29 protein-coding genes are annotated in these 24,470 nt (G+C 73.8%); 16 read left to right on the top strand and 13 right to left on the bottom strand.

The features are described 5' to 3' along the window. Positions 1–49 precede the first annotated feature (49 nt). Positions 50–931: an ABC transporter permease gene (locus ACFWOG_RS10055; RefSeq protein ID WP_380356603.1), complete on the bottom strand. Its 882-nt coding sequence runs from the start codon at positions 929–931 to the stop codon at positions 50–52. Continuing rightward, positions 931–1,953: an ATP-binding cassette domain-containing protein gene (locus ACFWOG_RS10050; RefSeq protein ID WP_380356601.1), complete on the bottom strand. Its 1,023-nt coding sequence runs from the start codon at positions 1,951–1,953 to the stop codon at positions 931–933. The genes ACFWOG_RS10055 and ACFWOG_RS10050 overlap by 1 nt, the downstream gene beginning before the upstream one ends. A 104-nt stretch (positions 1,954–2,057) precedes the next feature. On the opposite strand from ACFWOG_RS10050, the gene ACFWOG_RS10045 reads away from it, so the two are divergent. Then, positions 2,058–2,846 carry a TetR/AcrR family transcriptional regulator C-terminal domain-containing protein gene (locus ACFWOG_RS10045; RefSeq protein WP_329877410.1) on the top strand — a complete coding sequence of 263 codons (789 nt, stop codon included), beginning with the start codon at positions 2,058–2,060 and terminating at the stop codon, positions 2,844–2,846. 128 nt (positions 2,847–2,974) lie between these two features. Here ACFWOG_RS10045 and ACFWOG_RS10040 read toward each other — a convergent pair whose 3' ends face one another. Further along, positions 2,975–4,702 (bottom strand): serine/threonine-protein kinase, encoded by a 1,728-nt coding sequence (locus ACFWOG_RS10040; protein WP_380356597.1) that lies wholly within the window; start codon positions 4,700–4,702, stop codon positions 2,975–2,977. A gap of 428 nt (positions 4,703–5,130) precedes the next feature. Between ACFWOG_RS10040 and ACFWOG_RS10035 the strand changes: the two genes are divergently transcribed. Next, a complete protein-coding gene (locus ACFWOG_RS10035) occupies positions 5,131–5,745 on the top strand; it encodes a hypothetical protein (RefSeq protein ID WP_380356594.1) in 615 nt (204 codons plus the stop codon). Between the two features lie 393 nt (positions 5,746–6,138). Here ACFWOG_RS10035 and ACFWOG_RS10030 read toward each other — a convergent pair whose 3' ends face one another. Both ACFWOG_RS10030 and ACFWOG_RS10025 read right to left on the bottom strand, forming a co-directional pair. Continuing rightward, complete coding sequence (locus ACFWOG_RS10030; RefSeq protein ID WP_380356592.1) at positions 6,139–6,636, bottom strand: tetratricopeptide repeat protein; 498 nt, start codon at positions 6,634–6,636, stop codon at positions 6,139–6,141. Between the two features lie 137 nt (positions 6,637–6,773). Next, positions 6,774–7,319, bottom strand: a complete 546-nt coding sequence (locus ACFWOG_RS10025) for a putative immunity protein (RefSeq protein WP_380356589.1) — start codon at positions 7,317–7,319, stop codon at positions 6,774–6,776. Positions 7,320–7,849: 530 nt separating this feature from the next. On the opposite strand from ACFWOG_RS10025, the gene ACFWOG_RS10020 reads away from it, so the two are divergent. Next, positions 7,850–8,353, top strand: a complete 504-nt coding sequence (locus tag ACFWOG_RS10020) for a carbonic anhydrase (protein WP_329877400.1) — start codon at positions 7,850–7,852, stop codon at positions 8,351–8,353. Positions 8,354–8,523: 170 nt separating this feature from the next. Here the strand turns inward: ACFWOG_RS10020 and ACFWOG_RS10015 are convergent, their stop codons facing one another. Continuing rightward, positions 8,524–9,192 (bottom strand): NAD(P)-binding domain-containing protein, encoded by a 669-nt coding sequence (locus ACFWOG_RS10015; RefSeq protein WP_380356586.1) that lies wholly within the window; start codon positions 9,190–9,192, stop codon positions 8,524–8,526. 106 nt (positions 9,193–9,298) lie between these two features. Between ACFWOG_RS10015 and ACFWOG_RS10010 the strand changes: the two genes are divergently transcribed. Continuing rightward, positions 9,299–9,790 (top strand): winged helix-turn-helix transcriptional regulator, encoded by a 492-nt coding sequence (locus ACFWOG_RS10010; RefSeq protein WP_380356583.1) that lies wholly within the window; start codon positions 9,299–9,301, stop codon positions 9,788–9,790. A gap of 94 nt (positions 9,791–9,884) precedes the next feature. Here ACFWOG_RS10010 and ACFWOG_RS10005 read toward each other — a convergent pair whose 3' ends face one another. From ACFWOG_RS10005 to ACFWOG_RS09995, 3 genes are all read right to left on the bottom strand, one after another. Further along, positions 9,885–10,694, bottom strand: a complete 810-nt coding sequence (locus ACFWOG_RS10005; protein ID WP_329877394.1) for an alpha/beta hydrolase — start codon at positions 10,692–10,694, stop codon at positions 9,885–9,887. A 72-nt stretch (positions 10,695–10,766) separates the two neighbouring features. Further along, entirely contained in the window at positions 10,767–11,489 is a 723-nt protein-coding gene (locus ACFWOG_RS10000; protein WP_329877392.1) for a hypothetical protein, read from the bottom strand. Positions 11,490–11,499: 10 nt separating this feature from the next. Next, the gene (locus tag ACFWOG_RS09995) at positions 11,500–11,700 is read right to left on the bottom strand and encodes a hypothetical protein (RefSeq protein WP_380356580.1); all 201 of its coding nucleotides are present in this window, start codon (positions 11,698–11,700) and stop codon (positions 11,500–11,502) included. A 297-nt stretch (positions 11,701–11,997) separates the two neighbouring features. On the opposite strand from ACFWOG_RS09995, the gene ACFWOG_RS09990 reads away from it, so the two are divergent. Together ACFWOG_RS09990 and ACFWOG_RS09985 are read left to right on the top strand one after the other, a co-directional pair. Beyond that, positions 11,998–12,858 (top strand): helix-turn-helix transcriptional regulator, encoded by an 861-nt coding sequence (locus ACFWOG_RS09990; RefSeq protein WP_329947979.1) that lies wholly within the window; start codon positions 11,998–12,000, stop codon positions 12,856–12,858. After that, positions 12,855–13,088, top strand: a complete 234-nt coding sequence (locus ACFWOG_RS09985) for a DUF397 domain-containing protein (protein WP_380356577.1) — start codon at positions 12,855–12,857, stop codon at positions 13,086–13,088. The genes ACFWOG_RS09990 and ACFWOG_RS09985 overlap by 4 nt, the downstream gene beginning before the upstream one ends. Before the next feature lie 78 nt (positions 13,089–13,166). Here the strand turns inward: ACFWOG_RS09985 and ACFWOG_RS09980 are convergent, their stop codons facing one another. Further along, complete coding sequence (locus tag ACFWOG_RS09980; protein ID WP_329947998.1) at positions 13,167–13,790, bottom strand: hypothetical protein; 624 nt, start codon at positions 13,788–13,790, stop codon at positions 13,167–13,169. 137 nt (positions 13,791–13,927) lie between these two features. Next, positions 13,928–14,314 (bottom strand): VOC family protein, encoded by a 387-nt coding sequence (locus ACFWOG_RS09975; protein ID WP_329947977.1) that lies wholly within the window; start codon positions 14,312–14,314, stop codon positions 13,928–13,930. 551 nt (positions 14,315–14,865) lie between these two features. Here ACFWOG_RS09975 and ACFWOG_RS09970 point away from each other — a divergent pair. The 8 genes from ACFWOG_RS09970 (at position 14,866) to ACFWOG_RS09935 (ending at position 21,084) form a co-directional block, all read left to right on the top strand. Continuing rightward, positions 14,866–14,982, top strand: a complete 117-nt coding sequence (locus ACFWOG_RS09970) for a tryptorubin family RiPP precursor (RefSeq protein WP_355405772.1) — start codon at positions 14,866–14,868, stop codon at positions 14,980–14,982. Between the two features lie 96 nt (positions 14,983–15,078). Beyond that, the gene (locus tag ACFWOG_RS09965; protein WP_380356572.1) at positions 15,079–16,125 is read left to right on the top strand and encodes a cytochrome P450; all 1,047 of its coding nucleotides are present in this window, start codon (positions 15,079–15,081) and stop codon (positions 16,123–16,125) included. 236 nt (positions 16,126–16,361) lie between these two features. Further along, positions 16,362–16,817 carry an SSI family serine proteinase inhibitor gene (locus ACFWOG_RS09960; protein WP_380356569.1) on the top strand — a complete coding sequence of 152 codons (456 nt, stop codon included), beginning with the start codon at positions 16,362–16,364 and terminating at the stop codon, positions 16,815–16,817. Between the two features lie 144 nt (positions 16,818–16,961). After that, positions 16,962–17,327, top strand: a complete 366-nt coding sequence (locus tag ACFWOG_RS09955) for a PadR family transcriptional regulator (RefSeq protein ID WP_329877377.1) — start codon at positions 16,962–16,964, stop codon at positions 17,325–17,327. Continuing rightward, entirely contained in the window at positions 17,324–17,971 is a 648-nt protein-coding gene (locus ACFWOG_RS09950) for an HAAS signaling domain-containing protein (protein ID WP_380356561.1), read from the top strand. The genes ACFWOG_RS09955 and ACFWOG_RS09950 overlap by 4 nt, the downstream gene beginning before the upstream one ends. 253 nt (positions 17,972–18,224) lie before the next feature. Further along, on the top strand, positions 18,225–18,590 hold the full coding sequence (locus ACFWOG_RS09945) for a hypothetical protein (protein ID WP_329877372.1): 366 nt from the start codon (positions 18,225–18,227) through the stop codon (positions 18,588–18,590). Positions 18,591–18,752: 162 nt separating this feature from the next. After that, positions 18,753–19,745 (top strand): serine/threonine dehydratase, encoded by a 993-nt coding sequence (locus ACFWOG_RS09940; protein ID WP_329947973.1) that lies wholly within the window; start codon positions 18,753–18,755, stop codon positions 19,743–19,745. Positions 19,746–19,887: 142 nt separating this feature from the next. Next, a complete protein-coding gene (locus tag ACFWOG_RS09935) occupies positions 19,888–21,084 on the top strand; it encodes an alpha/beta hydrolase family protein (protein WP_380356555.1) in 1,197 nt (398 codons plus the stop codon). 159 nt (positions 21,085–21,243) lie between these two features. Here the strand turns inward: ACFWOG_RS09935 and ACFWOG_RS09930 are convergent, their stop codons facing one another. Further along, positions 21,244–21,459: a hypothetical protein gene (locus ACFWOG_RS09930; protein ID WP_380356552.1), complete on the bottom strand. Its 216-nt coding sequence runs from the start codon at positions 21,457–21,459 to the stop codon at positions 21,244–21,246. 61 nt (positions 21,460–21,520) lie between these two features. Then, positions 21,521–22,588 (bottom strand): ArsR/SmtB family transcription factor, encoded by a 1,068-nt coding sequence (locus ACFWOG_RS09925; protein WP_380356549.1) that lies wholly within the window; start codon positions 22,586–22,588, stop codon positions 21,521–21,523. 116 nt (positions 22,589–22,704) lie between these two features. Here ACFWOG_RS09925 and ACFWOG_RS09920 point away from each other — a divergent pair, with 116 nt between their 5' ends. Together ACFWOG_RS09920 and ACFWOG_RS09915 are read left to right on the top strand one after the other, a co-directional pair. Then, positions 22,705–23,958, top strand: coding sequence for an MFS transporter (locus tag ACFWOG_RS09920; RefSeq protein WP_329947969.1), 1,254 nt, complete (start codon positions 22,705–22,707; stop codon positions 23,956–23,958). A 130-nt stretch (positions 23,959–24,088) separates the two neighbouring features. Further along, the gene (locus ACFWOG_RS09915; RefSeq protein ID WP_329877360.1) at positions 24,089–24,358 is read left to right on the top strand and encodes a hypothetical protein; all 270 of its coding nucleotides are present in this window, start codon (positions 24,089–24,091) and stop codon (positions 24,356–24,358) included. Positions 24,359–24,470 lie beyond the last annotated feature (112 nt).

Genomic DNA, 24,470 nt, shown 5'->3' with positions numbered 1-24,470 from the left:
ATTTCGTATCGTGACACCCGGGTACCGCAGGTTTCGCACACCCGGTCGATCACCGGCCGTGGGTGGCGAACTTCCTTACGGCGAGCGGACCGCAGAGCGCCAGCAGGGCACCGCACCAGAGCACGGCGGCGAGACCGGCGTGCTGCATCGGCCAGGCGGAGCCCGGCGCGGACGGGTTGCCGAAGAGCTCGCGGCCGGCCTGGACCACCGCGCTCATCGGGTTCCAGTCGGCGACGGTCCGCAGCCAGCCGGGCATCCCGCCGGTCGGCACGAAGGCGTTGGTCACCATCGCCAACGGGAAGACCGCGATCGCGAGTTGTCCGGCCGCCTCCTCCTTCCCCACGGCTAGGCCGAGCAGCTGGCCGAGCCAGGTCATCGTGAAGCGGAAGAGCAGCAGCAGCCCGAACGCCGTTGCGGCGTCGGCCGGTCCGCCGCGCATCCGCCAGCCGACGGCGAGTCCGACGGCGGCCAGGAGCGCGAGGACGAGCGCGCTGATCAGCAGGTCGGCGAGGGCCTGGCCGAGCAGCAGGCCGGTGCGCGAGACCGGCATCGAGCGGAGCCGGTCGGTCACGCCGCGGCCGACGTCACGGGCGGCGCCGATCATGGTGGGCATGATGCCGTTGACCGCCACCAGGGCGAACAGGCCGGGTATCAGGAACTCCCGGTAGCTCCCGGCGCCGGCGCCACTGCCGCCGACGCCGCCGGACGAGGAGTCCGGGATCCGGACGGCACTGCCGAACACGTAGCCGAACACCACCACCATGACCACCGGAACGGCGAGCGAGACGGCCAGCAGCCCGGGCGAGTGGCGGTAGTTGAGCAGGACGCGGAGCATCGACGACCAGGTGTCGGACACCAGCCGGACCGCGGCGGGCGGGATCACCGGAGCGGGTGCGGCGGGCCGGGCGGGCGGCGTCGTCGCGGCGGCCATCAGGCGGCCCTCCCCTCGGTCCCGGCGGCGCCCTCGACCGCCGCTCCGGAGGCACCGGCGGCGCCTCCGGAGCCCCCGGTGAGCGCGAGGAACACGTCGTCGAGCGACGGCGGGCGCAGCGCGACGTCCAGCGCCACCACCCCCGCCGCGTCCAGCTCCCGTACGAGCCCGGGCAGCAGCACCTCCACACCCGGCCGCGAGACGGCCTCGACCGTCCGTTCGACGTGGTCGACCCGCACGTCCCCCGTCCCGGCGAGCGCCGCCAGGACCACGGCGGCCCGGCCGAGCCGGTCGGGGTCGGCGAGGGTGACCGAGATCCTGCTGCCGATCGCCGCCTTGAGCCGCCGGGGCGGCCCGGTGGCGATGGCGGCGCCGTGGTCGACGACCACGACGGTGTCGGCGAGCCGGTCGGCCTCCTCCAGGTACTGGGTGGTGAGCAGCACGGTGGTCCCGCCGTCCGCCAACTCCCGCACGAAGGACCAGATCTGCTGCCGGCTGCGCGGATCGAGGCCGGTGGTGGGTTCGTCGAGGAAGAGCAGGGGCGGCGCCGTGACCAGGCTGGCGACGAGGTCGAGCCGGCGCCGCATGCCGCCGGAGTAGGTGCGGACGAGCCGGTCGGCGGCCCCGGTGAGGCCGAAGTCGTCGAGCAGCCGGTCGGCGCGGGCCCGGGCGGCGCGGGCGCCGAGGTGGTGCAGCCGGCCGAGGAGGCGCAGGTTGTCGCGGCCGGTGATGCCCTCGTCGACGGCCGCGTGCTGGCCGGCCAGGCCGATGCTGCGGCGGACGGCCTCGGGCTCGCGGACCACGTCGTGGCCGGCGACGAGGGCGGCGCCCCGGTCCGGGGCGACGAGGGTGGCGAGGACGCGGACGGCGGTGGTCTTGCCGGCGCCGTTGGGGCCGAGCAGGCCGCAGACCGTGCCCGCGGGGACGACCAGGTCGAGGCCGCGCAGGGCGCGGGTGGCGCCGAACCGTTTCTCGACGCCGATCATCTCGACGGCGGTGGTGGACCGACTGGTGTCGGACATGGCTCTTCCCTCTCACTAGGTACAGCGTACGCAGAAGCGAGCGTGAGCGCATCGTACTACGTACGCCGTACGTATCTAGAATGGGGAACCGAGGTGATCAATCAGTGCCGACCAGCAATCCGCCGTCCGGACACCGGACCGGCGAACGACCCGCGAGCCGACCCGAAAGCCCCGGCGGCAGAACACCCGCCCCCCTGCCCGCCGAGGCACCCGAGCTGATCTGGCTGCGCCCCGAGCGCACCGGACGCGGCCCCCGGCCCGCCCACAGCCGCGCGTCGATCGCCGCCGCCGCGATCGTCGTCGCGGACGCCGAGGGTCTGGACGCCGTCTCCATGCGCCGGGTGGCCGCCGCGCTCGGAGCGGGCACGATGTCGCTCTACAACTACGTGCCGAAGAAGGAACACCTGCTGGACCTGATGCTCGACGCCGCCGTCGGCGAGTACGACTACAGCACCCTCACCCCGACCGGCGACTGCCGCGCCGACCTCCACAGGCTCGGGCACGAGCAGCTCGCCGCGCTGCGCCGGCACCCCTGGCTTCCCGCCCTGGTGATCGCCCGCCCGGGCCTGGGCCCGAACGCGCTGCGCTACACCGACCACTTCCTCGCCGTCACCGAGCCCAGCGGCCTGGACGGCGGCACACGCATGGAGGCCCTGGCGCTGCTCAACGGGTTCATCTGCCAGTACGCGCAGTACGAGCGGACGGCGGCGGCCGGCGCCCAGTGGCAGACCGACCTCGTCGGCTACCTCGCCCGCGCCGCCGGGAGCGGCGAATACCCGCACCTGGCCGCCGCGTTCGCCACCACCGGGCCGCCCGCGAGCGACCTGGACGCGACCTTCGACCGGGCGCTGAACCGGGTGATCACGGCCGTCCTCGCACCACCGGAGGAGTAGCCGCGTGCAGCGGCCCGCCCGCACCCTGCCGGGGCGTCAGCTCCGGCAGGGTGCGGGCGAGCAGGGTGCGGGCCGACAGGATGCGGGCCGCGAGCGTACGGCCCGGCCGCGTGCGGGCCGGCAGGGCGTCAGCTCCGGCTGCGGGCGGGCCGCTGACGGCTTCCCGGGACCACCAGCCAGAGCAGCCAGGCACCGGTGCCGAGGATCAGCATGTTGACGGCGATCTGCCACGGGAGGGAACCGAAACCGGTCTCCCAGTAGCCGAACCAGTACTCCAGCAGCGACCCGGTCAGCCACCAGAGCCCCACGTCGGCGACGACGGCCACCGCCCAGACGGCCATCGGGTGCCAGCGCGGACGCGGGACCGCGTGCACGAGGGCCAGCGCGGCCGTGACGCCGAGGGCGACCGGCACGAAGTCCCGGTCCACCAGGTCCAGGTAGTTCCACGGCAGGGTCGACCCGACGATCCAGATCAGCGCCATGCAGCCGATGAAGCGCACCAGCATCGCCGACGCCGGATGCGGCACCGGACGGTCGGCGGCGGCGGGAGCCGGGGTCGCGGTGGGGGCGGTGGCGGGAACAGGTGTGCCGTGGCCCGGGGCCGGCGCGGAGTAGCCCTCGGCGGGCGCGCCGTAGCCCGGGACGGGCGTCCCGTAGCCCTGGTTCGGGCCGCCGTAGCCACCGGGCACGCCGTAGCCACCGTAACCACCCGGCCCGCCGCCGTGACCACCGCCGGAACCACCCGCACCGCCGCCGTAACCACCCCCGTAGCCACCCCCGTAGCCGCCTCCGTAACCACCGAACGCTCCGGTCGGCGCGCCGACGGCACCGTCGAACGGCTGCGCCGGCGGGCCCGCCGTCACCGCCGGTACGGCGGACGGCTGCGCCGGGACCCACGCCCCGCCCGCCGCCCGGGACTGCCACCCGCCCGCCGGCGCCCCCGACGACGCGCCGGACGACGGCGGCGACGGCGACCCGCCCAGGGCCGTCGGCGTCGGCTCCACCGGCCGGACCGGCCCCGTCACCAGCCCCGCACCGGCCCGTACGACCGACTCCAGCGCGGCGAGCGCCTGCTCCGCCGTCGGCCGCTGCGCCGGGTCCTTGGCGAGCAGCGCGCCCAGCAACGGCGTCAGCCCGCCCGCCCGCAGCGGCGGGCGCGGCTCCTTGGTCACCACGGCCACGCACAGCGCCCCGAACGTGTCCCCGCTGAACGGCGTCTCGCCCTCGACCGCCGCGTACAGCGTCGTGCCGAGCGACCACAGGTCGTTGGCGGGCGCCGGCGGCCTCCCCTCCAACTGCTCGGGGGCCATGTAGGCCGGCGTGCCGATCACGGCGCCGGTACGGGTGAGCGCCGTGGTGGCGTCCGCCATGTGCGCGATGCCGAAGTCGGTGAGGATGACGCGGTCGCCCATCAGCAGGACGTTGTCCGGCTTGAGGTCTCGGTGGACGATGCCGGCCGCGTGGGCCTGCTGGAGCGCCTTGACCATCGCCACGCCGATCAGCGCGACCCGTGACAACGGCAGCGCGCCGTCCCGCGAGATCGCGGCGGCCAGCGAGACACCGGTGACGAACTCCATCACGATCACCGGTGCGCCCTCGTGCTCGACGACGTCGTGCACGGTGATGATCCCGGGGTGGTTGAGCCGCGCGGCGGCCCGCGCCTCGCGCAGCACGCGCTGGACCAGTTGCTCGCGTTCGGCCTCGGTGACGCCCTGCGGGAGCAGCACCTCCTTCACGGCGACGTCACGTCCCAGGGTGGTGTCCCAGCCGCGCCAGACCCGCCCCATGCCGCCCTGGCCGATCAACTCCCGCAGCTGGTAGCGACCCCCGACCAGTGCCCCGTTCACCCCTGTCACGGAGGTCACCCTAGCGGCACCGAAGCTCCTCCCCGGGTCCGCGTCGTCAAATCGTTTCCGCCCGCGACCACTGCCGCGTACGGTGACGTGTCGAGGATCGTGGGCGCGGCCTGCCGGAGGTCGAGCTACCGCACCCGGCCCGGCCTGCGGAGGCCGAGGGTCCGCCGATGCCCGGACCGGCGGCCCGCGGACCTGCATCGTGACGATGAACGGCGTGCTGGTCCTCCCCAGCCGGGGCACCGCTACGGACGACCGGCGCGAACTCTCCTCCGGGGAGGGCTTCCCGGGCTTCGCCATTGGCTCCCGGCGGGCTCCGGGGTGGTGCCGGATTCCAGCAGGGAGGGCACATCGACGTCTCGGCACCGGAGACTTCGTGTGCTGCCCCTCAGCGTGCCCTCTCTATTTGCCTCCTGTGTCAGGCTGGGGACGTGCTCTCCGACTCCGCCACCCCCGACGACTGGCACACCCCGGCCGAGCTGACGCCACTCGACGGCAACGAGGCGTTCCGAGGCATGGGTGTCGGTACGGTGCTGGACTTCTGGCGCTACGCGATGCCCGACCTCCGGACCAACACCACCCGGGGCTTGCTCGCCGAATTCCTGGTCCACAGGGCGGTCGGCGCCGTGGCACACACCACGGCGTGGGAGAGCTTCGACGTCCTGACTCCGGACGGGCTCAAGGTCGAGGTCAAGACCAGCGCCTACCTCCAGGCCTGGGGCCAGCCCCGGCTGTCGGAGATTCGCTTCTCCCGGCTGCGCGGGCGCGCCTGGAATCCCGAGGACGGTGGCGCCGCAGAGCAGTCCTACAACGCCGACATCTACGTCTTCGCTCTCCATACCGCTCTCACCCACGCCGACTACGACCCGCTCGACACCGGCCAGTGGGGCTTCTACGTCGTCTCCCGCCCTCTCGTGGAGGCCACCGGACAGGCGAGCCTGGGCCTGGCCTCCGTGCGGCGGCTCTGTGGCGAGCCCGTCGCCTACGAGGAACTCGCGGATCGGATCGCGACCTGTGCCTGCCAACCGCTCCCGTTCACGCCCTGACGCCGCCTGTCCGATCTGCGGGAAGGATCCGGCCCGGAGGTGCGGACCGCTGCCGCCCTGGTCCGGTCCTGCACGCTCGGCTCCTGCACGTGGACGACGGCAGTCCTTCGGACGAGCATCGCGGCAAGGTCCCCGCATCTGCCAGTTCGGCGGGCACGTCTCCCGGCCGGGAAACGTGCCCGCCGGGGGCCTACGTGCCGTCGCGGTCGGGGTCGACCGCGAGGCCGATGACTCCGAGGTAGCCGTCCCCGCTCTCGGTGATCTTGAGCAGCGTGCTCGGCCGGTAGACGCCGTCGCCGTCGCTGAACGTGTCACGACCGGTGTGCGCCGCGAGGAGCGCGCCGCGGCCGATGCTGGTGATGCCGGCCAGTGCCGTCCGGGGCCCCGCCGCTCCTACGGGGTCTCGTCCAGGTGGTCGGCGTAGTACCCGACCGCCCGACGGTACTTCCGTACGCCCGGGTCCGCGCTGGTCTCCCCCGTCACCTGGAGCAGGGTCCGCACCGCCTCCCGCGATTCGCCGACGTTGTACAGCGCCATCGCCAGGAAGGTCCGGAGCGCGGCGTCCCCGGGGAACTCCTCCAGACCGCGGCGGAGCGTCCGAAGCGACGACTCGTAGCGGCCCAGCACCCGGTAGGTGCTGCCGAGCCCCAGCAGTGCCCCGTGACGCTCGCTCTCCGACAGACCCGCGGCGCCCAACGCCCGTTCGTAGCAGGGGACGGCCTCCGCCTCCAGGCCGAGGGAGTCGTGCGCCCATGCCGCCTGGTACGCGATCGCGGCGTCCTCCGGGTAGCGGTCCGACAGGGCGATCAGTTGCTCGCACGCCTGCCGGGTCCCCTCCTCGCGCAGCCGCACCGCCTGTGCCAGGGCCGTCCCGTGCTGTTCGTCGTCCATCCGCCGCACGCTGCCACGGCGCCACCCGGACCGCAACACCTCCGGGCCGGTCCCCCGGCGGATCGCCGGACCGGGGTCCTGGACGGGGCTCCCGACGGGGAGTCCGGGCGGCCCGGCGGCGGCACCGCACCTCGCGGTCAGGTGCGCAGGGCCTCGTCGAGGCGGCGGCGGAGTACGGCCGGGCGGGTACGGCCGGGGGTGCACTCCGGGAACCGGCCCACCAGCTCGCGGACGGCCGGCGGGGCGTGTTCGATCGCCCAACGGATCTCCGCGTCACCGACGTCGGTGGCGGCGTCCGTGGTGACGTCGCCCCCGTCGGCCGCCGCGAGTTCGCACGCGAGGGCCGCGTGCGTGGCGGGCTCCAAGGCGTGCTTCACCTGGTGCGGAGTCGCCAGCGGGTGGATGTAGGGGGACGCCGCCGCGTAGCCCGCGGCCCGGGCGGCGGCCGCGGCGGCGGGGTCGTCGACCTCGCGTGCGGCAGCGAGCGCCGCGTGGGCCTGGGCGCGCAGGAGCGCCGTCCGCTTCCCTTCGCGGGCGAAGGTGCGGACGCCCTCGATCGCCTCGCGCGGACGGGTGTCGGCCGGGGCCTTGGCCTCGAACAGCGCCAACGCCCGTTCGGCGCAGTCGGCGGTCCAGAGCCCGAGAAGGCGACGGTCCTCGTCGCTGATGATGACCTCGTTCATCCGTTCATCCTGCCGGTTCCGCCCTCCCGTGTCGCCCGGGTTGTGCGGACGCGGCCGGCCACGCCGGGCTCTCTCCGCTCCGGGGCCCCTCCCTCACCGACCGTGCCGTGTCAGGGTCGGCGAGGGAGGGGCACGGCGCGGCCCCGCAGGGCCCTGTGAGGCCGCGTGAATCCAGCACGAGTCCGCGTGAGACCACGGGCGGAACTGACGGACGGTCACCGAACGTCGACGCGGTCACGGCGTCCAGGCCGGTCGGCGATCCGCGGCCGGGCCGCGAACTCCCCTCGTTCGGGTGGGGTTTGGGCATTGCCGTGGCGCCGCGCCCGTGCGGCGCACTACCGTCGCCGTATGACCGAGCTTGTCCGCCGTCGTCATGTGGACTACGGCTACATCGCCGGCGCGGGCTGTCCCGCCGGCCGCTGACCGCGCCCGCCTCCTCCGGCCGCACGGTCCGGGCGTCGAGGCCCGTACGCCTCCGCCCCGTGGTGCCCTCCCCTTCCCCGTTCGCATCCTTCCCTCAAGGGACACCCATGACCGCGTTCAACTCCGCCACCGAGCACTACCTCCACAACAACAGCGCCTACGCCTCCGGCTTCGAGGGCCCGTTGCCGCTGCCCCCGGCCCGCCGGACCGCCGTGCTCGCCTGCATGGACGCCCGACTGAACGTCTACGGCGTCCTCGGCCTGAACGAGGGCGACTCGCACGTGATCCGCAACGCCGGCGGCGTCGCGACCGACGACGCGATCCGCTCGCTGGCCATCAGCCAACGACTCCTCGGCACCGAGGAGATCATCCTCATCCACCACACCGACTGCGGCATGCTGACCTTCGGGGACGACGCCTTCCGGGAGTCGATCCGCGAGGAGACGGGCGTCAAGCCGCCGTGGGCCGCGGAGGCCTTCGCCGACCTGGAGACCGACGTGCGGCAGTCGATCGCGCGGATCACGAGCAGCCCGTTCGTCCCGAAGACGGACGCGGTGCGCGGCTTCGTCTTCGACGTGGCCACCGGCAAGCTCGCGGAGGTCGTGCTGTAGACCGTGCTCCGGGCCCTGCCCCAGGTCGTGGAGCCGGCGGTGCCGTGTCGTCGGTGGTGCCGTGTCGTCGGCCTGCCGGGCGGACGGGCCGGATCGAGCTGCCCGTGCAGGGCTCACCTCCCCGAAGCGGTGAGCCCTGCACGGGCCGGCCCCGTCCCCGCCGTCCCGGATCAGACCTGCTCGTCGTCCACCGCGCCGGGCGCCAACGGCGGTGCCGGGAAGGCGTGTCGGGCCTCGCCGCCGTCCCACCACACGCCGATCGCGAACACCGCCGCCGCCTCCAGCAGTGCCGCCCGCTCCAGTCCCCCGCAGCGGACGGCCGTACAACCCATCGACGCGACGAGCTCGGTGACCAGTTCGGCCGCGGCCGGCGCGTCCGCGCAGAAGGGCACGGTGAGCGGCACGCCCTCGAAGGCCGGGCGCGGCATGGTCCAGATGCTCTCGTGGCAGATGCCGAACACCTTGGCCACCCGGGCACCGGGCGCCGCGGCCGCGAGCCGGACCGCCATGGAGTCGCCACCGCCGGCCGTGGTCAGGACCGGGCCGCCCGGGCCGGGGGCCATGGGCACGGTGCAGTCGAGGACGGTCCGGCCGGCCAGGTCCCCCGCAAGCCCTGCCACCACCCCGGCCGCGACCTCGGCGGGCAGGGCGACCAGCACCGCCTCGCCGAACCGTGCCGCGTCCGCCGGGCCGCCGCTGCCGACGGCCCGGATACGGGCGGCCGTCCTCGCTGCCGCGCCGGGGTTGCGCCCGCCCACCACGACCTCGTGTCCGGCCCGCACCCAGGCTCCGCCGAGGCCCGCCGCCATGGCGCCCGTTCCGAGAATGCCGATCCGCATACCGTGCTCCCCACCACTGTCCCGATGGCGGCCGACTGCCGCACCCCGGACCCTAGGCGGGCCGATACGCACCATCCGGTAGGCAATGGACCGGCAGGATGTGCGTATGGGAGACGCCGAGAGCCTGCGCAGCCTGCACGGACCGGTCGGGACCGTCGGAGTGGCCGGGGCTGTCGGGGCGGCCGGGCCTGACGGACCGGACGACCTCGGTGGAGACGTGTTCGCGGCCGACTGCCGGGCCCGGATCGCCTTCGAGGTGATCGCCAACCGCTGGGACAGCGTGGTGGTCTACGTCCTCGGCGAGCAGGGTCCGATGCGCCCGCGCGCGATGCTCGCCCGGATCGGCGGGATCAGCCCGAAGGTGCTGAACGACGCGTTGCGGCGGCTGGAGTACAACGGGCTGGTCGAGCGCCGGCGCTACGCCGAGAGCCCGCCCCGGGTCGACTACACCCTGACGGCGGCCGGTGCGGCCCTGATCGGGCCGATCCGGGCGCTGGGCGCCTGGTCCGCCGTCCACGGCGACGCCGTCCTCGCGGCGCAGGAACGCTTCGCGACCGAGGATGCCGACCGCGCCGCCCGGCGCTCCCCGCCCGCGTGAGCCGACGACCCACGACCGACCCACGACCGGCCCACGACCGGCCCACGACGCCCCTGGGGCGTGAACCCCGCCCCGCACGCCCCCACCGTGCGCCTCACCCCAAGACGCGCGGCAGCATGACCCGCACCCATTCCTCGGGTTGCGACAGATGCGGAGCGTGACCGGCGCCGTGGTAGAGATGGCGTTCGGGCTTGGGCAGCGAGAGATCGATCAGGTCCAGCACCTCGCCGTACATCGGCTGGCTGTCGTCGCTCTGGGTGAGCAGCACGGGTTCGGTGAAGCGGTTCAGCGCCGTGAGGTCGAGGTCGAGCGCGTCGGGGTCGCGAAGCTCGTCCAGGTACGTGGGCGCGTTGCGGATGTACGTGTGCCGGACCGGCGCGGGCAGCTGCTCCCACGCCCCCGGGCCGAGGGCGATGGTGTCCACGTACAGCTCGGCCGCCGCGGCCGACTCCGCCTGCTCCAGCAGCTCCCGGACGGCGCTGATCCGCTCCGCGAAGGCCACCCCGATCGGACGAAGCTCGGGGTCGGCGAGCAGCACCCCGGTGGCGGGCGGTTCGTGCACGGCCACGCCGCGCAACAGGTCCGGCCGGGCGGCGGCCAGGCGGAGGGCGACGAGCGAACCGTAGGAGTCGCCGCAGACGTACGCGGGCGCGAGCCCGAGGCCCCGGATCAGGCCGGCCAGGTCGGCGGCGTCCTCGTAGACGGAGCCCTGGGTGAGGAGGTCCTCGCTGCGGCTGTGCCCGCGCCGGTCGTAGGCGACGACGGTCGTCTGCTCGGCGAGACCGGGCAGGACGCGCGCCCAGCTGTCGGCGTCGGTCCACGACCCGTGGACCAGGACCAGGCCGGGCCCGGCTCCCCGGGTCTCGTAGTACAGCGACACCCCGTTCACCCTGATCTCGGCCATCGCGAGCCTCCCGACCTCGGTCGTGCTCCAGCCCCGCCCCACCCCCCAGCGTGACACACCCGGTCGAACCGGTCAGATCAGCGGACCGAAGACCCCGCGTTCCCAGTGGCCGAGCCAGGACGCGGTCACGGAGTGCTGCGTCTGGCCGTCGGTCGACTCGTCGTACGGGAGGACGGCGGTGGGCGCGAACCAGCCCTCACCCGGGTCGATGCGCAGGCGCAGGACCCGCAGGGGGCGGCGGAGGGTGACGTATAGGCCCAGGTCGGAGGTGGCGGGGCGGTGGCTCTCGTAGCGGTCGTGGACGGTGCGGCAGACGGACTTGATGTCGGTGTCGGCGAGGAGGACGTACCGGCTGCCGGGGCCGAGGTTGACGCAGAGGCGTCGACGGGCGGTCTCGCGGTCGGCGTACGCGAGGCTCTGGTGGTTGTCGACGTGGAGGCCGGGACGGAGGCCGGAATCGGGGCTGACGTGGGTGACGGGCAGGCCGGGGGCGTCGCAGGTCTCACCGAGGGTGACGGGGAAGGGGTCGCCCAGCCCGTACACCAGGGTGGCGAGGGTGCGGATGTCGACGACCGAGTCGGGGAGCCGGAAGAGTTCGACCAGCCCGCCGTCCCGGGTGAGGAGGCCGGGCGCGAACCGCTCGGGGTAGCCGGCCGGAAGCGGTTCCCAGGCGCCGTCGGGGAGGACGACGGAGCTCTCGTACCCGGGCTGGAAGGTGAGGCGCCGGACGCCGGCGATCTCGCAGCGCGCGTGGAGGCGGCCGGGGTCCTGGAAAGCGATGGCAGCGGGGTGCATGGGGCGGGTGTCACTCCCTGTCGTGGCGGCGGGTGTCGAGGAAGTCGTCGGACCAACGGGTCTCCCGGTTCACGGCAGTGGCGAACGTCATCCACCGGATGGGGCCGGCGGAGGGCGGATCGACGAGGGAGAAGGCGAGGGAGGAGGCGAGGGACCCGAGCCCCGCGGCGGCGACCTCGACCGGGGCAGGCCGGTCGCCGCTTCTGGACATGGGGTCAACTCCGGATCTCCGGAAGTGGATTGACTCGCTCGTCGAGCAGGACCCGCACCCACACCCGCTTGCCGACCCCCCGCCTGATCACGACACCGAAGCCGAAGGCGAGCCGGCGGACCATCGATCGCCGGACGCTCGGTCAGAAGCATTCTCGTACAGTCACGTTGAGTGTGGGTCTCCTTGATTCGAAAACACAACAGAAAGCCGAAGAAAATAGGTGGATCTTGAGGGCGCTTGAGTGCCGCCGCAGAACAGAGCAAGACTGTTCATCAACATCCGAAGGGAGGGACCCACTTGACCACTGACCTCTCCGCGATCCGGCAGATCAGACTCGGCGACGAACTGCGAGCCCTACGACTGGATCAGAACAAGAAGCTCCTGGAGGTGACGCGCGGACTGAAGGGCTGGAGCGCCGCCAGGCTCAGCAAGATGGAGCGAGCCGACCAGCCTGTCGGTCCCCAGGACCTCGCCACACTCCTTGACTACTACGGAGTCGGAGGAGCGGACCGCGAGTACTACGAGAACCTCCTCGGCAGCGGCCCGCCCAAGCAGTGGTGGCGCAACCTCGACTTCGCGAACTCCATCACGGCAGCCTTCGCCGAGTACCTGGCACTCGAGGCCGACGCCTCGCACATGCTGGAGTACTTCCCATCCGCCTTTCCAGGGCTTGTCCAGACTGAAAGCTACGCGCGGGAGATGATCGCCGCCGGCCTCAGCGCACCCAATGACGAGCAGATCGAGACCGCAGCCGAAGTTCGAATGATGCGGCAGCGTCGCCTGGCCGACGAGAATCCGCTCGATCTGGAGACCTACTTCGGGGAGGTCACGCTCCTGGTCGCAGGCGACCGAGACACGCTCATCGCGCAGATCCGCCACACCATCGAGGTTGCGCAGCGTCCGAACGTCACGATCCGGATGGTCCCTCTGAGCGCCGGACGCCAGGGGATCCTGACTTCAGGACTCGTACTCATGAGATTCCCCGACGACCTCGAAAATGGCTTCGTATTCATCGAAGCCGTCGGCGGTACGCTCCCGCGTAGAACGGGACGCGATGTACGCCGTGCCGAACGGGCCTTTGCCCGCGTCAAGGCGTGCGCGCTGTCACCGGAGGAGACCATCGCCGCACTTGAGCGCAGGCTGGAAGAGATCACGTGAGCGAGAAGCACGACCCGTACGACCACAACCCCGCCGACGCCGTTTGGGCAAAGTCCCCGTTCTCCGGCGACGACAACGGCTCCTGCGTGATCATCGCCCGCTTCTCCAACGGCGATGTCTGGCTCGGCGACGACAAGAACCCCGACCGCCCCCACCTCGCCTTCGACCAGGCCGAGTGGGCCGCCTTCGCCAAGGCCATCACGAGCGGCTCCCCCGACTTCACCGCCTGACCGACGGCCGAAGGCCCTACCCACCCCGGCAGGGCCTTCGGCGGCGCCGGCCCCTGCCCCGACCCAACCTGCGCCGACTCAACCGACGCCGAAGGAGGCGACGACGCGGGCCGGGGCACGGAAGGCGTTGCCGTCGACGGGGGAACCCTCGACCGTGAACGTGACCGCCGTACCCGGGCCCGGCCTGTCGTACCGCCAGGCCGGCCCCCTGAGGGCCGGGCCGCAGAGCCCCTCGGGCAGCTCGCGTTCGTCCGGCCCCAGACCGTACGAACTACCGCCGTCGCCCCTGTCGAACAGGGACGTCCCCTTCGTGACGAACCCCGCACGGCGCAGGTGGTCCGGCATCCGGTCACTCAGGAAGGAGACTCGGGCGACGCCGGCCCTGGTGAAGTAGTGAATGTCCGAGGCGTCGGCGGGGAGCGCCGTTCCCCCGGCCGAGATGACCGGCGGCAGCATGGTGTCACTGCCCTTGCACGCCCGGGTGTCCCCGAACGGGTGGAACAACTGGTCCTGGAGCACCCAGACGACGCCTCCCGCCACCAACCCGACGACGGCCACCACGAACGCCAGGCACGACAGCGGCCCCACCCGCCCGGAGGCCGGACGGGGCACGTCCTCCGCGAACTCCGACCAGGCCCCCTCCTCGTCGAGCCCCTCCGGATCGGGCAGAAACCCCGGATCCTCCCCGCCCTCGGACCGCATCAACTCCCCCTCCGTACACGTCCGTCCGCAGCATAGTCCGGACCGACGCGCACCCGGCGGGAACCCCCGGAACGCGCCACGCACTCCCCCCGCGCACGGGAAGTCGGACCCGCCGACTTCCCGTGCCGGCCGAGTCCCTACGCGTGGTGGGTGATCTGGATCAGGTTGCCGCAGGTGTCGTCGAGGACCGCGACGGTGACCGGCCCCATCTCCTGCGGCTCCTGGGTGAACCGCACCCCGAGCGCGCGCAGGCGCTCGAACTCCGCGGGCACGTCCTCGACCGCGAACGAGGCGGCCGGGATGCCGTCCCTCACCAGCGCGGTCTTGTACGGCTTCACGGCGGGGTGGCCGTCGGGCTCCAGCAGCAGTTCGGTCCCGTCCGGGTCCTCCGGCGAGACGACGGTCAGCCAGCGGTCCGCACCCACGGGGACCTCGGTCTTCTTCACGAAGCCCAGCGCGTCCGTGTAGAAGCGCAGGGCCTTGTCCTGGTCGTCGACGAAGACGCTGGTCAGGTGGATCCTCATGGGGTTCTCCGGGACATCGGGCCTGAGCCACCGTGCCACGGTGCACCCAGGGAGGCTTAGGCGTTCCGACCATGAAACCGGGTGTCCCGGCCCCGCCCGGCCAACGACACGGGCCGCCCCGGCCGACGACGCGATCCCCCCGCCGCACCGGCCCGCGCCACTTGATCGCGTACTGCCCAAAGGGGCATACCTAACGTTCGGTCGGGCAGCGGGCCATCCCGACGCCGAGTCGGCGACATGTTGCCGCAATGCCCCGTTCACGTTTCCGCGGGCTGCGGGCGCAGCGTCTCCGACCAGCGCTGTCGCGTGCACCTCACGTCGCAACAACCACCCCCATCGGCAGAATCCACCTGAATCGGACCATCTCCCCCATTCCGCCACCAACCAGATCCCGGCGAACTTCAAACATGCAGCCTCGCGGCAATCGGCAGATGGAACCGACCACTTGACGCTAAATCCCGACGAAGATTCACTTCTGGGCGACGGGAGGCGGGCCTCGGATTCCACGGGATCCGCAGGGCTTTCCACCGCGACCCGTCGAGCACCGTTCCATGAATCGCCCGGTTCGCCGGCTGTCGAAGGGATTTTCCATGAAGCTCGTGCATTTCGTGAGGAAGGCCATGCCGGAGAAGAGCCTGAAGGCCTACGCCTGGTACCGCTGGATCTGACCGTCCGGCCCCCCTTCCTGATTCGTGCCCGGCGGACTCGAACCCGCCGGGCACGATCCGTTCACGAGCCGGCCGCTCACCCCTGGAGTGCAACCGATGTCCCTGTCCAGCACGGGAAGAAACGCCCGGGTCACCGTCTTCGCACCGCGGATCGAAGAACTCCTCCGCACGCACCGCGGGGCGGACCTCTTCCGCCTGGAGCGCGACACCGTCGGGGTCGCCGGCGCCGACCTGTTGGACGGCCTGCTCCGCGCCAGGCCGGCCAACCCCGAGGAGCGGCCCACCTTCAAGCCCGTCCTGGGGAGGCAGATCAGCCGGACGGACGCGTCGGCCCTCATGCAGGCCGTGTCGTCCGACGTCCGGGCCGCGCTGAAGAAGCCCCTGGACGAGACGGACGACCTCACGGGGAGGTGGCCGCACGCCCCCCACGTCCACCTCCGGGACCTCGTCTTCGGCCGGGAGAGCCTGCGTTTCAGAATCCTCGTGGACCGAAAGCTGGAACTCACGCCCAAACTGACCTGGATGGCCGTCGCGGCGGGCACCGCCATGCTCGGAAAGCCCGGGACGGAAATCCCGCTCTCCCATCTGGCGGCCCGGGTGATGGAGGCCGATTCGTACGCCGACCGGCGCTACGCCATGTATTTGTACCGGCGGGTCGCCGCTCCGATCTGCTTCACCGTGGCGGCACTCGTCACGAACGCGGTCTGGCTGGGTTCCCCGTTCGACGACGACGTACCGAACCGGGACATCCTGTGGGAGACGCTGCGGCTGCTGCCCCCCTCCTGGAACATTCTCCGGGTGGCCTCCCCCGAGTTCCACGCCCTGGACGACCGGATCGGGGTGCGGGACGACATCCTGATGCTCCCGCTGCTGAGTCACCGCGACCCCCGACTCTGGGACGCCCCCGACGAGTTCCGCCCGCAGCGGTGGGCCGAGCTCGACCCCGAGAGCCACCCCGGGTACCTCCCGTTCGGGCACGCCAACGAGCGCTGCTGGGGGCGGCACATGGTGCTGCCGCTGGCGGAACGCCTCCTCGACATCGTCCGCCGCGACGGGCTCGTGGTGAGCCCCGACCAGACCGTCGGGAAGGTCGAACTGGACGGCCTGCTGGAGGTCTCCGGCGTCCGGATGGTCCGCCGCTGACCCGGTCCGGACCTGATCCGATCCGATCCCCGGTCCTGCGCCGGGGCGCCACCCGGCCGACCGTGAACTCCCGCCCCTCCGGCCCGTCCTGCCACGGGCCGCACGCCGAAGGCGCACCCCGAGGCTTCGCACCAGGACTGCGCACCGGGACTGCGCACGGGACTGCGCGCCGGATCGCGGGCCACGCACGCCGGGCCAGGGGTTACCAACGTCCGCACACGCTCGTTTCCCGGGGTGTGAAGACCCGAGCCTCCGCCTCCGCCGCCGTCGCGGCCGTCCTGCTGTCCGTAGGCCTCACCGCTGCCGCCGTGACCGCGACGACGACCGCGACCGCCGCCGAAGTCGACACCGGAGCCGCCGCCGCAGCCGATGTCGAAGCCGTCACCAGCCTCCGTCTGACCGTCACCCACGGCGCGACCCCCGTCGCCGACACCCCGCGCCTCGCCACCCTGGAGTGCCCGCCCGGCAGCGCCACCACCCATCCGGACCCGGCCACGGCGTGCCGCCTCGTCGACGCGGTCGACGGCGATCTCGACCGCCTCGACGTCGACCCCGGCATCTGCACCGCCGAGTACGACCCGTACACCGTCACCGCCTCCGGCACGTACCGGGGCCGGCCGCTCTCCTTCCGGCGCACCTACGGCAACCGTTGCACCCTGGCCCACACCACCGGCGCCGTCTTCGCCTTCTGACCCGGCGGGCGGACCCTCCCCCGACGGCCCCGGCCCACGCCCGCCACGGGCGGGGCCGGGGCCGCCGCACGTCTCCCCCGGGACCGCGTCACCCACCTGCGGATCCTTGCTTCGCCTGCTATCTTGCTGTGCATGGTACCTGGTATGACAGACCCTGACGGGGCCGGCGCAGCCGACGGGTCGGTGGCCACCCAGCTGCGCAAGGGAGTGCTGGAGTACTGCGTGCTGGCCCTGCTCCGGGACGGCCCGCGCTACGGCGTCGAGCTGCTCCAGGAGCTCGGCCGGTTCCCGATGCTGGCGACCAGCCAGGGCACGATCTACCCCCTGCTGTCCCGGCTGCGCCGCACCGGCCTGGCCGACACCTTCCTCCGCGACTCGGCCACCGGCCCGTCGCGCCGCTACTACACCCTCACCCCCGCCGGCCGGAGCGCGCTGGAGGAGTTCGCCACCCTGTGGCCCGACTTCCGCACGGCCGTCGACCACGTCCTCACCCCGGGAGAGCAGTCATGAACACCCCGATGGAGCACCCGCTGGTCCTGGCCTACCTCGACGAGATCACCCGCCGCACCACCGCGTTGCCCGCCGAGCGCCGCCGCGAACTCCTGGCCGACCTGCGCGAGCACGTCGAGGTCGCGCTCGCCGAGCACGGCCACGGCGACGGCCCCGTCGACGACGGTGCGGTGCGGCAGGTCCTCGACCGGCTGGGCCGCCCGCAGGAGGTGGCCGGCGCCGCTCTCGCCGAGGAGGGCCAGGGGCGGCCCGAGCCGGAGAGCGCCGTCCGCACCCACCTCACGCTCGGCCTCGTCCTCCTCTCGCTGCCGCTGCTGGTCGTCCCGGCCGTCGGGCCCGTCCTCGCGACGGCTGCCGCCGTCACCGCCCTGGTCAGGATCTGGCGGTCCCCCCAGTGGGACCGCCGGGAGAAGAGGCAGGCGACCCTGCTGCTGCTCTCACCGGTCCTGGTCACGCCCCTGGTCGCGGGCGCCCTCTCGATGTCCTCGATCGGCCTGGGCCCGCTCGCCGTCCTCGCCGCCTGCCTGGTCGGCGCCTGCCTGCCCGGCATCGCCGTGATCCGGCTGGCCCGCTCCGCCGCCCTCCTCCGCGCCGACACCGGCCGAAGCGGCGGCGGCAGCAGCGGCAGTGCCGTGACCGTCTGACCCCCGGCCGCCCCACCACCGCTGTCGCGCCCGCCCGCCGACGCGGCCCCTGCGGGCGAACCGGTGCAGCCGTGGACGCGGACCACGTGGTCATCGGCGCGGCGGAGCTCGGTCAGGTCGTCCGGCACGGCACCGACCGGGCCACCGGCCGAACCGCCCGGGGGCGCGGCCCTTCAGGACCCGCCCGACTGCCGCCGCGATCATGACCTGTGGAATGCTCTTCCCTTCCACCACACCGGGGACAGGGGAGGCCATGGCGGTAGCGGAGCTTCTGCAGGACCACGACGAGCGGGCGTGGCGGAACGCCCACCGCCGCCACCGCTGGGGCGTGAACCTCCTCGGGGTCCTGGCGGTCGTCGGGTGGATCTGGGCGATCGGCCTCGCCTTCCTTCCGGTCGCGGCGGGCAGTAGCAGCTCGACCGGCTGCGGGTCGCCGGCGCTCGTCGACGACTCCCCGCGCACCTACTCCCGCGAGCGCTGCGCCCGCGTCATCGACGGGCGCATCCGCGGGGCGGTCGGCCTCACGGTCCTGACGGTCCCGCTCTCCGCGGCGTGGATCTGGGGCGCGGCCACCCTCCGCCTCCAGCGCCTCGCGGACACGGCCACCGCCGAGCGGTAGCCCCCGGGGGACGACAGGGCCCGGCGGGACAGGGCACAGCACCGGCACAGCACCGGCACCGGCACCGGCACCGGCAAAGGATTTCCCCGACGCCGCGGCGGCTGCGAGGCTGGACCCGATCCCCCCGCCACCGGCCGACCGTTTCCCCACAGGAGCAGCGACGTGCACGACCTTTCGTACGACGACATCAAGTCCGCCGCCGACCGGATCGCGGGGCACGTGCGCCCGGTCGCGATAGCCCCGGGGCCGGACGGGGTGTGGCTGGCGCTGGAGCACCTCCAGCACACCGGCTCGTTCAAGGCGCGGGGCGCGCAGAACTTCCTCCGGGCCCACCGCGAGGCCGGCACCCTCCCCGACGCGGGGGTCACCATCGCCTCCGGCGGCAACGCCGGCCTGGCCTGCGCCTGGTCCGCCCTCCGCCAGGGCGTGCGGGCCACCGTCTTCCTGCCCGCCAACGCGCCGCGCGTGAAGGTCGCCCGGCTCCGCTCGTACGAGGCCGACGTCCGGCTCGTCGGTACGGAGTACGCCGAGGCGCTGGCGGCCTGCGAGGAGTTCGCCGCCGCCTCGGGTGCGCTCGCCAGCCACGCCTACGACCACCCGCTGATCGCCGCCGGGGCGGGCACGCTGATGGAGGAGATCAAGCAGCGGATCCCGGACCTGGACACGGTGGTGGTCGCGGTCGGCGGCGGCGGGCTGTTCGCCGGGGTGGCGACCGCCGCCCGGCAGCACGGCGTCCGCACCGTGGCGGTCGAGCCGGAGAACTGCCGCGCGCTGGACGCCGCGATCGCGGCCGGCGCGCCGGTGGACGTCACCGTCGACTCGGTCGCCTCCGACTCGCTCGGCGCCCGCCGCGCCACCTCCCTGGCCGTGCAGGCCGCCCGCCGGGGCGACGTCCGCCCGGTGCTCGTGCCGGACGGCGGGATCGTCCGGGCCCGCCGGGCCCTGTGGGACGACCACCGCCTCGCGGTCGAGCACGCCGCCGCCACCGCGCTCGCGGCCCTGCCCGCCGCCTCCGACCCGGCCGCCGGCCCCGGCACCGCCGCCTACCGGCCCGAGGACGGCGAGAAGGTCTGCGTCATCCTCTGCGGCGCCAACACCGACCTCCGCACCCTCACCGACGACGAGCGGGACGGGACCGACGGTCCGGTCACGTAGCAACGCCTGTCCGGCAGTTCACGTCGGATCGGCACGCGGGGTCAAGGGGTGTGCGCCGGACGGGGCGGGTGCGCACCCCTCCCCCCTGTCGCCTTCCGGAAAATTTAGGTAAGCCTTGCCTATGTTCTCTAGGATGCGATCCATGAAGAAGATCATCCGAACGTTAGCGGCCGTCACCGTCGGCCTGATCCTGGCCGCCCCCGGTGTCGTCGCGGCCCCGGCCACCGCCGCCACCGGCCCGTCGGAGAGCCCGGCCGGAAGCCCGGCCGGAAGCCCGGCCCGGCTCGAACTCCCGCGCCCCACCGGCGACCTCGCCGTCGGACGGGACACCCTCCACCTGGTCGACCGGAGCCGCAAGGACCCCTGGGTACCCACCGAGGACCGGGAGCTGATGCTGTCGCTCTACTACCCGGCGGTCGCCCGCACCGGATCCCCCGCCCCCTACATGGCCGTCGCCGAGGCCAGGGCCCTGCTCACCGACCGGGGACAGCTCGGCGAGTACACCACCCCCGAGCGCGTGGCCGCGACCCGCACCCACGCCCGCACCGACGCGGTGCCCCGGATCTCCTCCCACCGCTACCCGCTGGTCGTGCTCTCCCCCGGTTTCACCATGCCGCGCGCCGCACTGACCAGCCTGGCCGAGGACCTCGCGAGCCGCGGCTACGTGGTGGCCGCGGTCGACCACGCCTACGAGTCGGACGGCACCGTCTTCCCGGGCGGACGGGTACTCACCTGCAAGGCGTGCGAGCAGGTGTTCCCCGACGGCTCGCTGCACCGGGTGTCCGACGGCCGGGCCCGCGACGCCTCCTTCGTCCTGGACCGGCTGACCGGCCCGCACCCGGCGTGGCGGTACTCCTGGCTGATCGACGCCCGGCACATCGGCATGGCCGGTCACTCCATCGGCGGCGCGGCGGCCTCGGCCACCATGGCCACGGACCCGCGGGTGGACGCGGGCGTGAACATGGACGGGACGTTCTTCACCCCGGTCCCCGAGGCGGGCCTCGGCGCTCGCCCCTTCCTGATGCTCGCCGGTGACCCCGCCCTGCTGCCGCCGGACTTCCCCGACACGTCCTGGGAGGACACCTGGCCCCGGCTGGACGGCTGGAAGCGCTGGCTGACCGTCACCGGGGCGGGCCATCCCGCCTTCACCGACTGGCCGGTGCTCGGCGACTCGGCCGGCTACCCGCACCCGGAGACCCCGCTCTCGGGCACCCGCTCGCACCAGATCACCCGGGGCTACGTCGGCGCGTTCTTCGACCTGCACCTGCGCGGCCTCGCGTCGCCCCGGCTGGACGGCCCGACCGCGGCCGACCCGGAGGTCGTGTTCCACCGCCCCTGAGGCACGGGCCTGGGGTGCCTGCCTGCGGCGGGCACCCCAGGCCGGAGGAACAGGGCGCCCCTCCGGGGCCTGCTGGAACGGGCCGTCGCCTCCCCGTGAGCCTCGCGCGGGTGAGGGGCAGCTCCGGGCCCGACGCCTGCGCCCGGCCCGGCGGCCGGGTCACTCCCCGTCGCCTCCGTCACCGCCCCGGTCGGCCGTGATCCCCCTCCCGCCCCGCCGCCGGTTCCGCCCGGACCGGCGCACCAACTCACCGGCGCCGAGCGTCACGGCGGCCACCCGACGCGCCCAGCGAGGCCCGCCGCGCTCCGCCCACACCACGCACGCGCACCCGCCGATGACCACCACCAGGATCCCCAGCAGCACCAGACCGATCATGCCTTCCCACCTTCGTACTCGCACGGTGCCGGCGATACTCCCAGACCGCGGCGGAAACGCCTCACGCTTCCGGCCGCGTCTTCCCGTTCCGCGACTCGGCCACGCCCGCCAACCCCGCCGCACCCGTCCGCGCCTCGTCCGCCTCGCCTGCCGCGCCGGTCAACCCGTCGCCCAGCGCGCTGCGGCGGTAGAGCACCTGGCGGCCGTCGCGGGCACGGGTCAGCAGGCCCGTGGCGTGCAGGACGCGGAGGTGCTGGGAGACGGCGCTCGGGGTGACCCGGAGGCGGCGGGCGATCTCGACGGTGGGCAGGGGCTCGTCCAGGAGGCCGAGCAGCCGGGCCTTGGGCGCGCCGAGGAGCGCCACCAGCGCGGCGGAGTCCGGGGCCGGCGGCCGGAGCCAGAGCGTCGCCACGCCCCGGCTCGGGTAGGCGAGCGTCGGCGCCTCGTCCGGACCGACCGGGGGCGCCGGCTTGTGGGCGAAGACGGACGGCACGAGGAGCAGACCGCGGCCGGACGCGGCGACGTGGTGGTGGCTGATCATGTCGGCGATGTGCAGGGCCCCTTCGTGCCACCGCAGGTTCGGGTGCATGTCGGCGAAGAGCAGCCTGGCCCCGCCGAGGGCGAGCCGGCGCGCGCGGTAGGTCATGTCGGCCTCCAGCACCAGCCGCATCTGCGGCCACACCGGCCGGACGGCGATCTCCCAGTACCGGCCGAGGAGTTCGCAGATGTCGTCGCGGAGGCGGACGACCGGCGCGTCGGCGGCGTCGCCGGCGGCCGCAAGCAGGGGCGCGGGCAGCGGGTCCGGTGCGTGGGTGGCCAGCAGGTCGCGGCGGACCACCTCGGGGGCGGTCCGGCGGACGGCGGCCAGTTCGTCCTCGAAGGCCGGGGCGAAGACCACCGGGCGCGGCGTCAGGAAGTCCGGCACGGTGCGCCGCACGGCGACCAGGGAGAGCAGCAGACGGGTGTCGAGCGCGCCGAGGCGGCCGAGGACGGCCCGCCGCCACGGCAGGTGCAGCGCGGAGAGCCCCGGCTCGCGCAGGACCCGGAGGCTGAGCACGGTCTCGTGCAGGGGCGAGAGCGCGAAACGGGTGTCCGCGAGATCCTCGACGCCCAACCCGAAGCTGATCATTGAGCCCCACGCTACATCGGTTGGCGGCGGCGCGGGGATGCCGTGCACTTCGGGTATGACACACCCGGCAACCCGGACGCAGCGCCCCAACGCCCCGCTCGGGGCGGTGGTTTGAGGTGAGCCGCCGGCTTCTCCTGCTCCTGTCGCTGACCTGCGCCGTCGGCGTGGGCACCCTCTACTTCCCGCAGGCGATCACCCCGTTGGTCGCCGACGGCCTGGGCGAGCCGACCGACGCCGCCGCCCTCGTGGTGACCGCCACCCAGATCGGTTACACGGTCGGGATCTTCCTGCTGGTCCCGCTCGGCGACCGGCTCCCGAACCGGTCGCTCCTCGTCACCCTGCTCGGCCTCACCGGCATCGCCCTGCTCGCCGCCGGCTGCGCCCCGGTCCTCCCCGCACTCGTCGCCCTGAGCGCCGTCATCGGCGTCACCACGGTGGCCGCGCAGATCATCTCGCCGATGGCGGCCGGACTGGTGCCCGCCGACCGGCGCGGGTCGGTCGTCGGCACCCTGATGAGCGGGTCGATCGGCGGCATGCTGCTGGCCCGCACCTTCGGCGGGACGCTCGGCGAGTGGCTGGGCTGGCGCGCCCCGTACCTGGCGGCCGGCACCGTGGTCCTGCTCCTCGCCGCCGTCCTGGCCCGCGTCCTGCCGGCCGGAGCCGCCCCGCCGGCCCCGCACCGGCCGTACCCCGCGCTGCTGGCCGAACCGCTGCGCCTGCTGCGCACCGAACCGGAGCTGCGCCGCTCGTGCTTCTACCAGGCCACGGTCTTCGCGGGGTTCTCGGCCGCCTGGACGTGCCTGCCGCTGCTGCTCACCGGCCCGGCGTACGGGCTCGGCGCGCAGGCGGTGGGCCTGCTCGCCCTGGTCGGTGCGGCGACCATGGTCTGCACCCCGCTCGCCGGGCGTCTGGCGGACCGTCGGGGGCCGGACCCGGTGAACCTGGTCTGCCTGGTCGGGACCCTCGCCTCCGCCGGGGTGCTCGCCGCGGGCGGGTGGGGCGGCGCGGCGGGCATGACGGCCCTGGTGGTCGGCACGCTGGTGCTGGACGTGGCGATGCAGTCGGGCATGGTGGCCAACAAGACCCGGGTGTACGCGCTCGATCCCGACGCCCGGGGCAGGCTCAACACCGCCTACATGAGCTGCGCCTACCTGGGCGGCAGCGCCGGGTCCTGGCTCGGGCTGCGTGCGCACGACCGGGCGGGCTGGCCGGGCGTGTGCACGCTCGTCGCGGTACTCGCGGCCCTCGCCCTGGCCCGTCACCTGCTGCCGCCGCGCCGGGACCGGACCTCGGCCGGGCGGGCCGCCGGCCCCGGAACCGCCGCCGGCGCGACCGCTCCGGCCGACGCCACGCCGACCCGGCCGGCCTGATCACGGCCGGGCACCTCCGTTCTCACCGGGTGGAACAGGGGGTTCCGCTCACGGAGGTTCCTGACAGACTGTGCCCCACATGCGCCCGACACCACGGGCCCGTACCCAGCGACCGTGCCAGGAGGCCGACATGACCGCGCCCAGCACCACCAACACCGACATTCGCGACGCCGGAACACCGGGTGTCGTGCGGACCTCCCTGGTCAGCGGTGTCATCGGCGGCGTGATCGGAGCGGTGATGAGCGCGGCCGCCAACTACTTGATCGTCGGCACCCCGGACGACGAGACGGCGAACGCCGTCAACCACGCCGTGTCCGGCCTGATCAGCGGGTTCATGGCCGGCTTCGTCGGCCTGCTGATCCACCAGCGCAAGGCGGCCTCCGCGGCCCGTGCGCGGTAGCACCACCCCGGCGGCCCGGCCCCGGTGGCGCGAACCCCGGTGACACCGCCTCGGTGACGCGGCCGCGCCCCGCCGAACGCCGCGGCGGTCCGCCCCTCCTCCGGTCCCGGAG

Source organism: Kitasatospora sp. NPDC058406 (assembly GCF_042722765.1).
GTDB lineage: Bacteria > Actinomycetota > Actinomycetes > Streptomycetales > Streptomycetaceae > Kitasatospora.
Note: the sequence above shows the minus strand (reverse complement) of the source record. Positions and strands in the feature narration are given on the sequence as shown.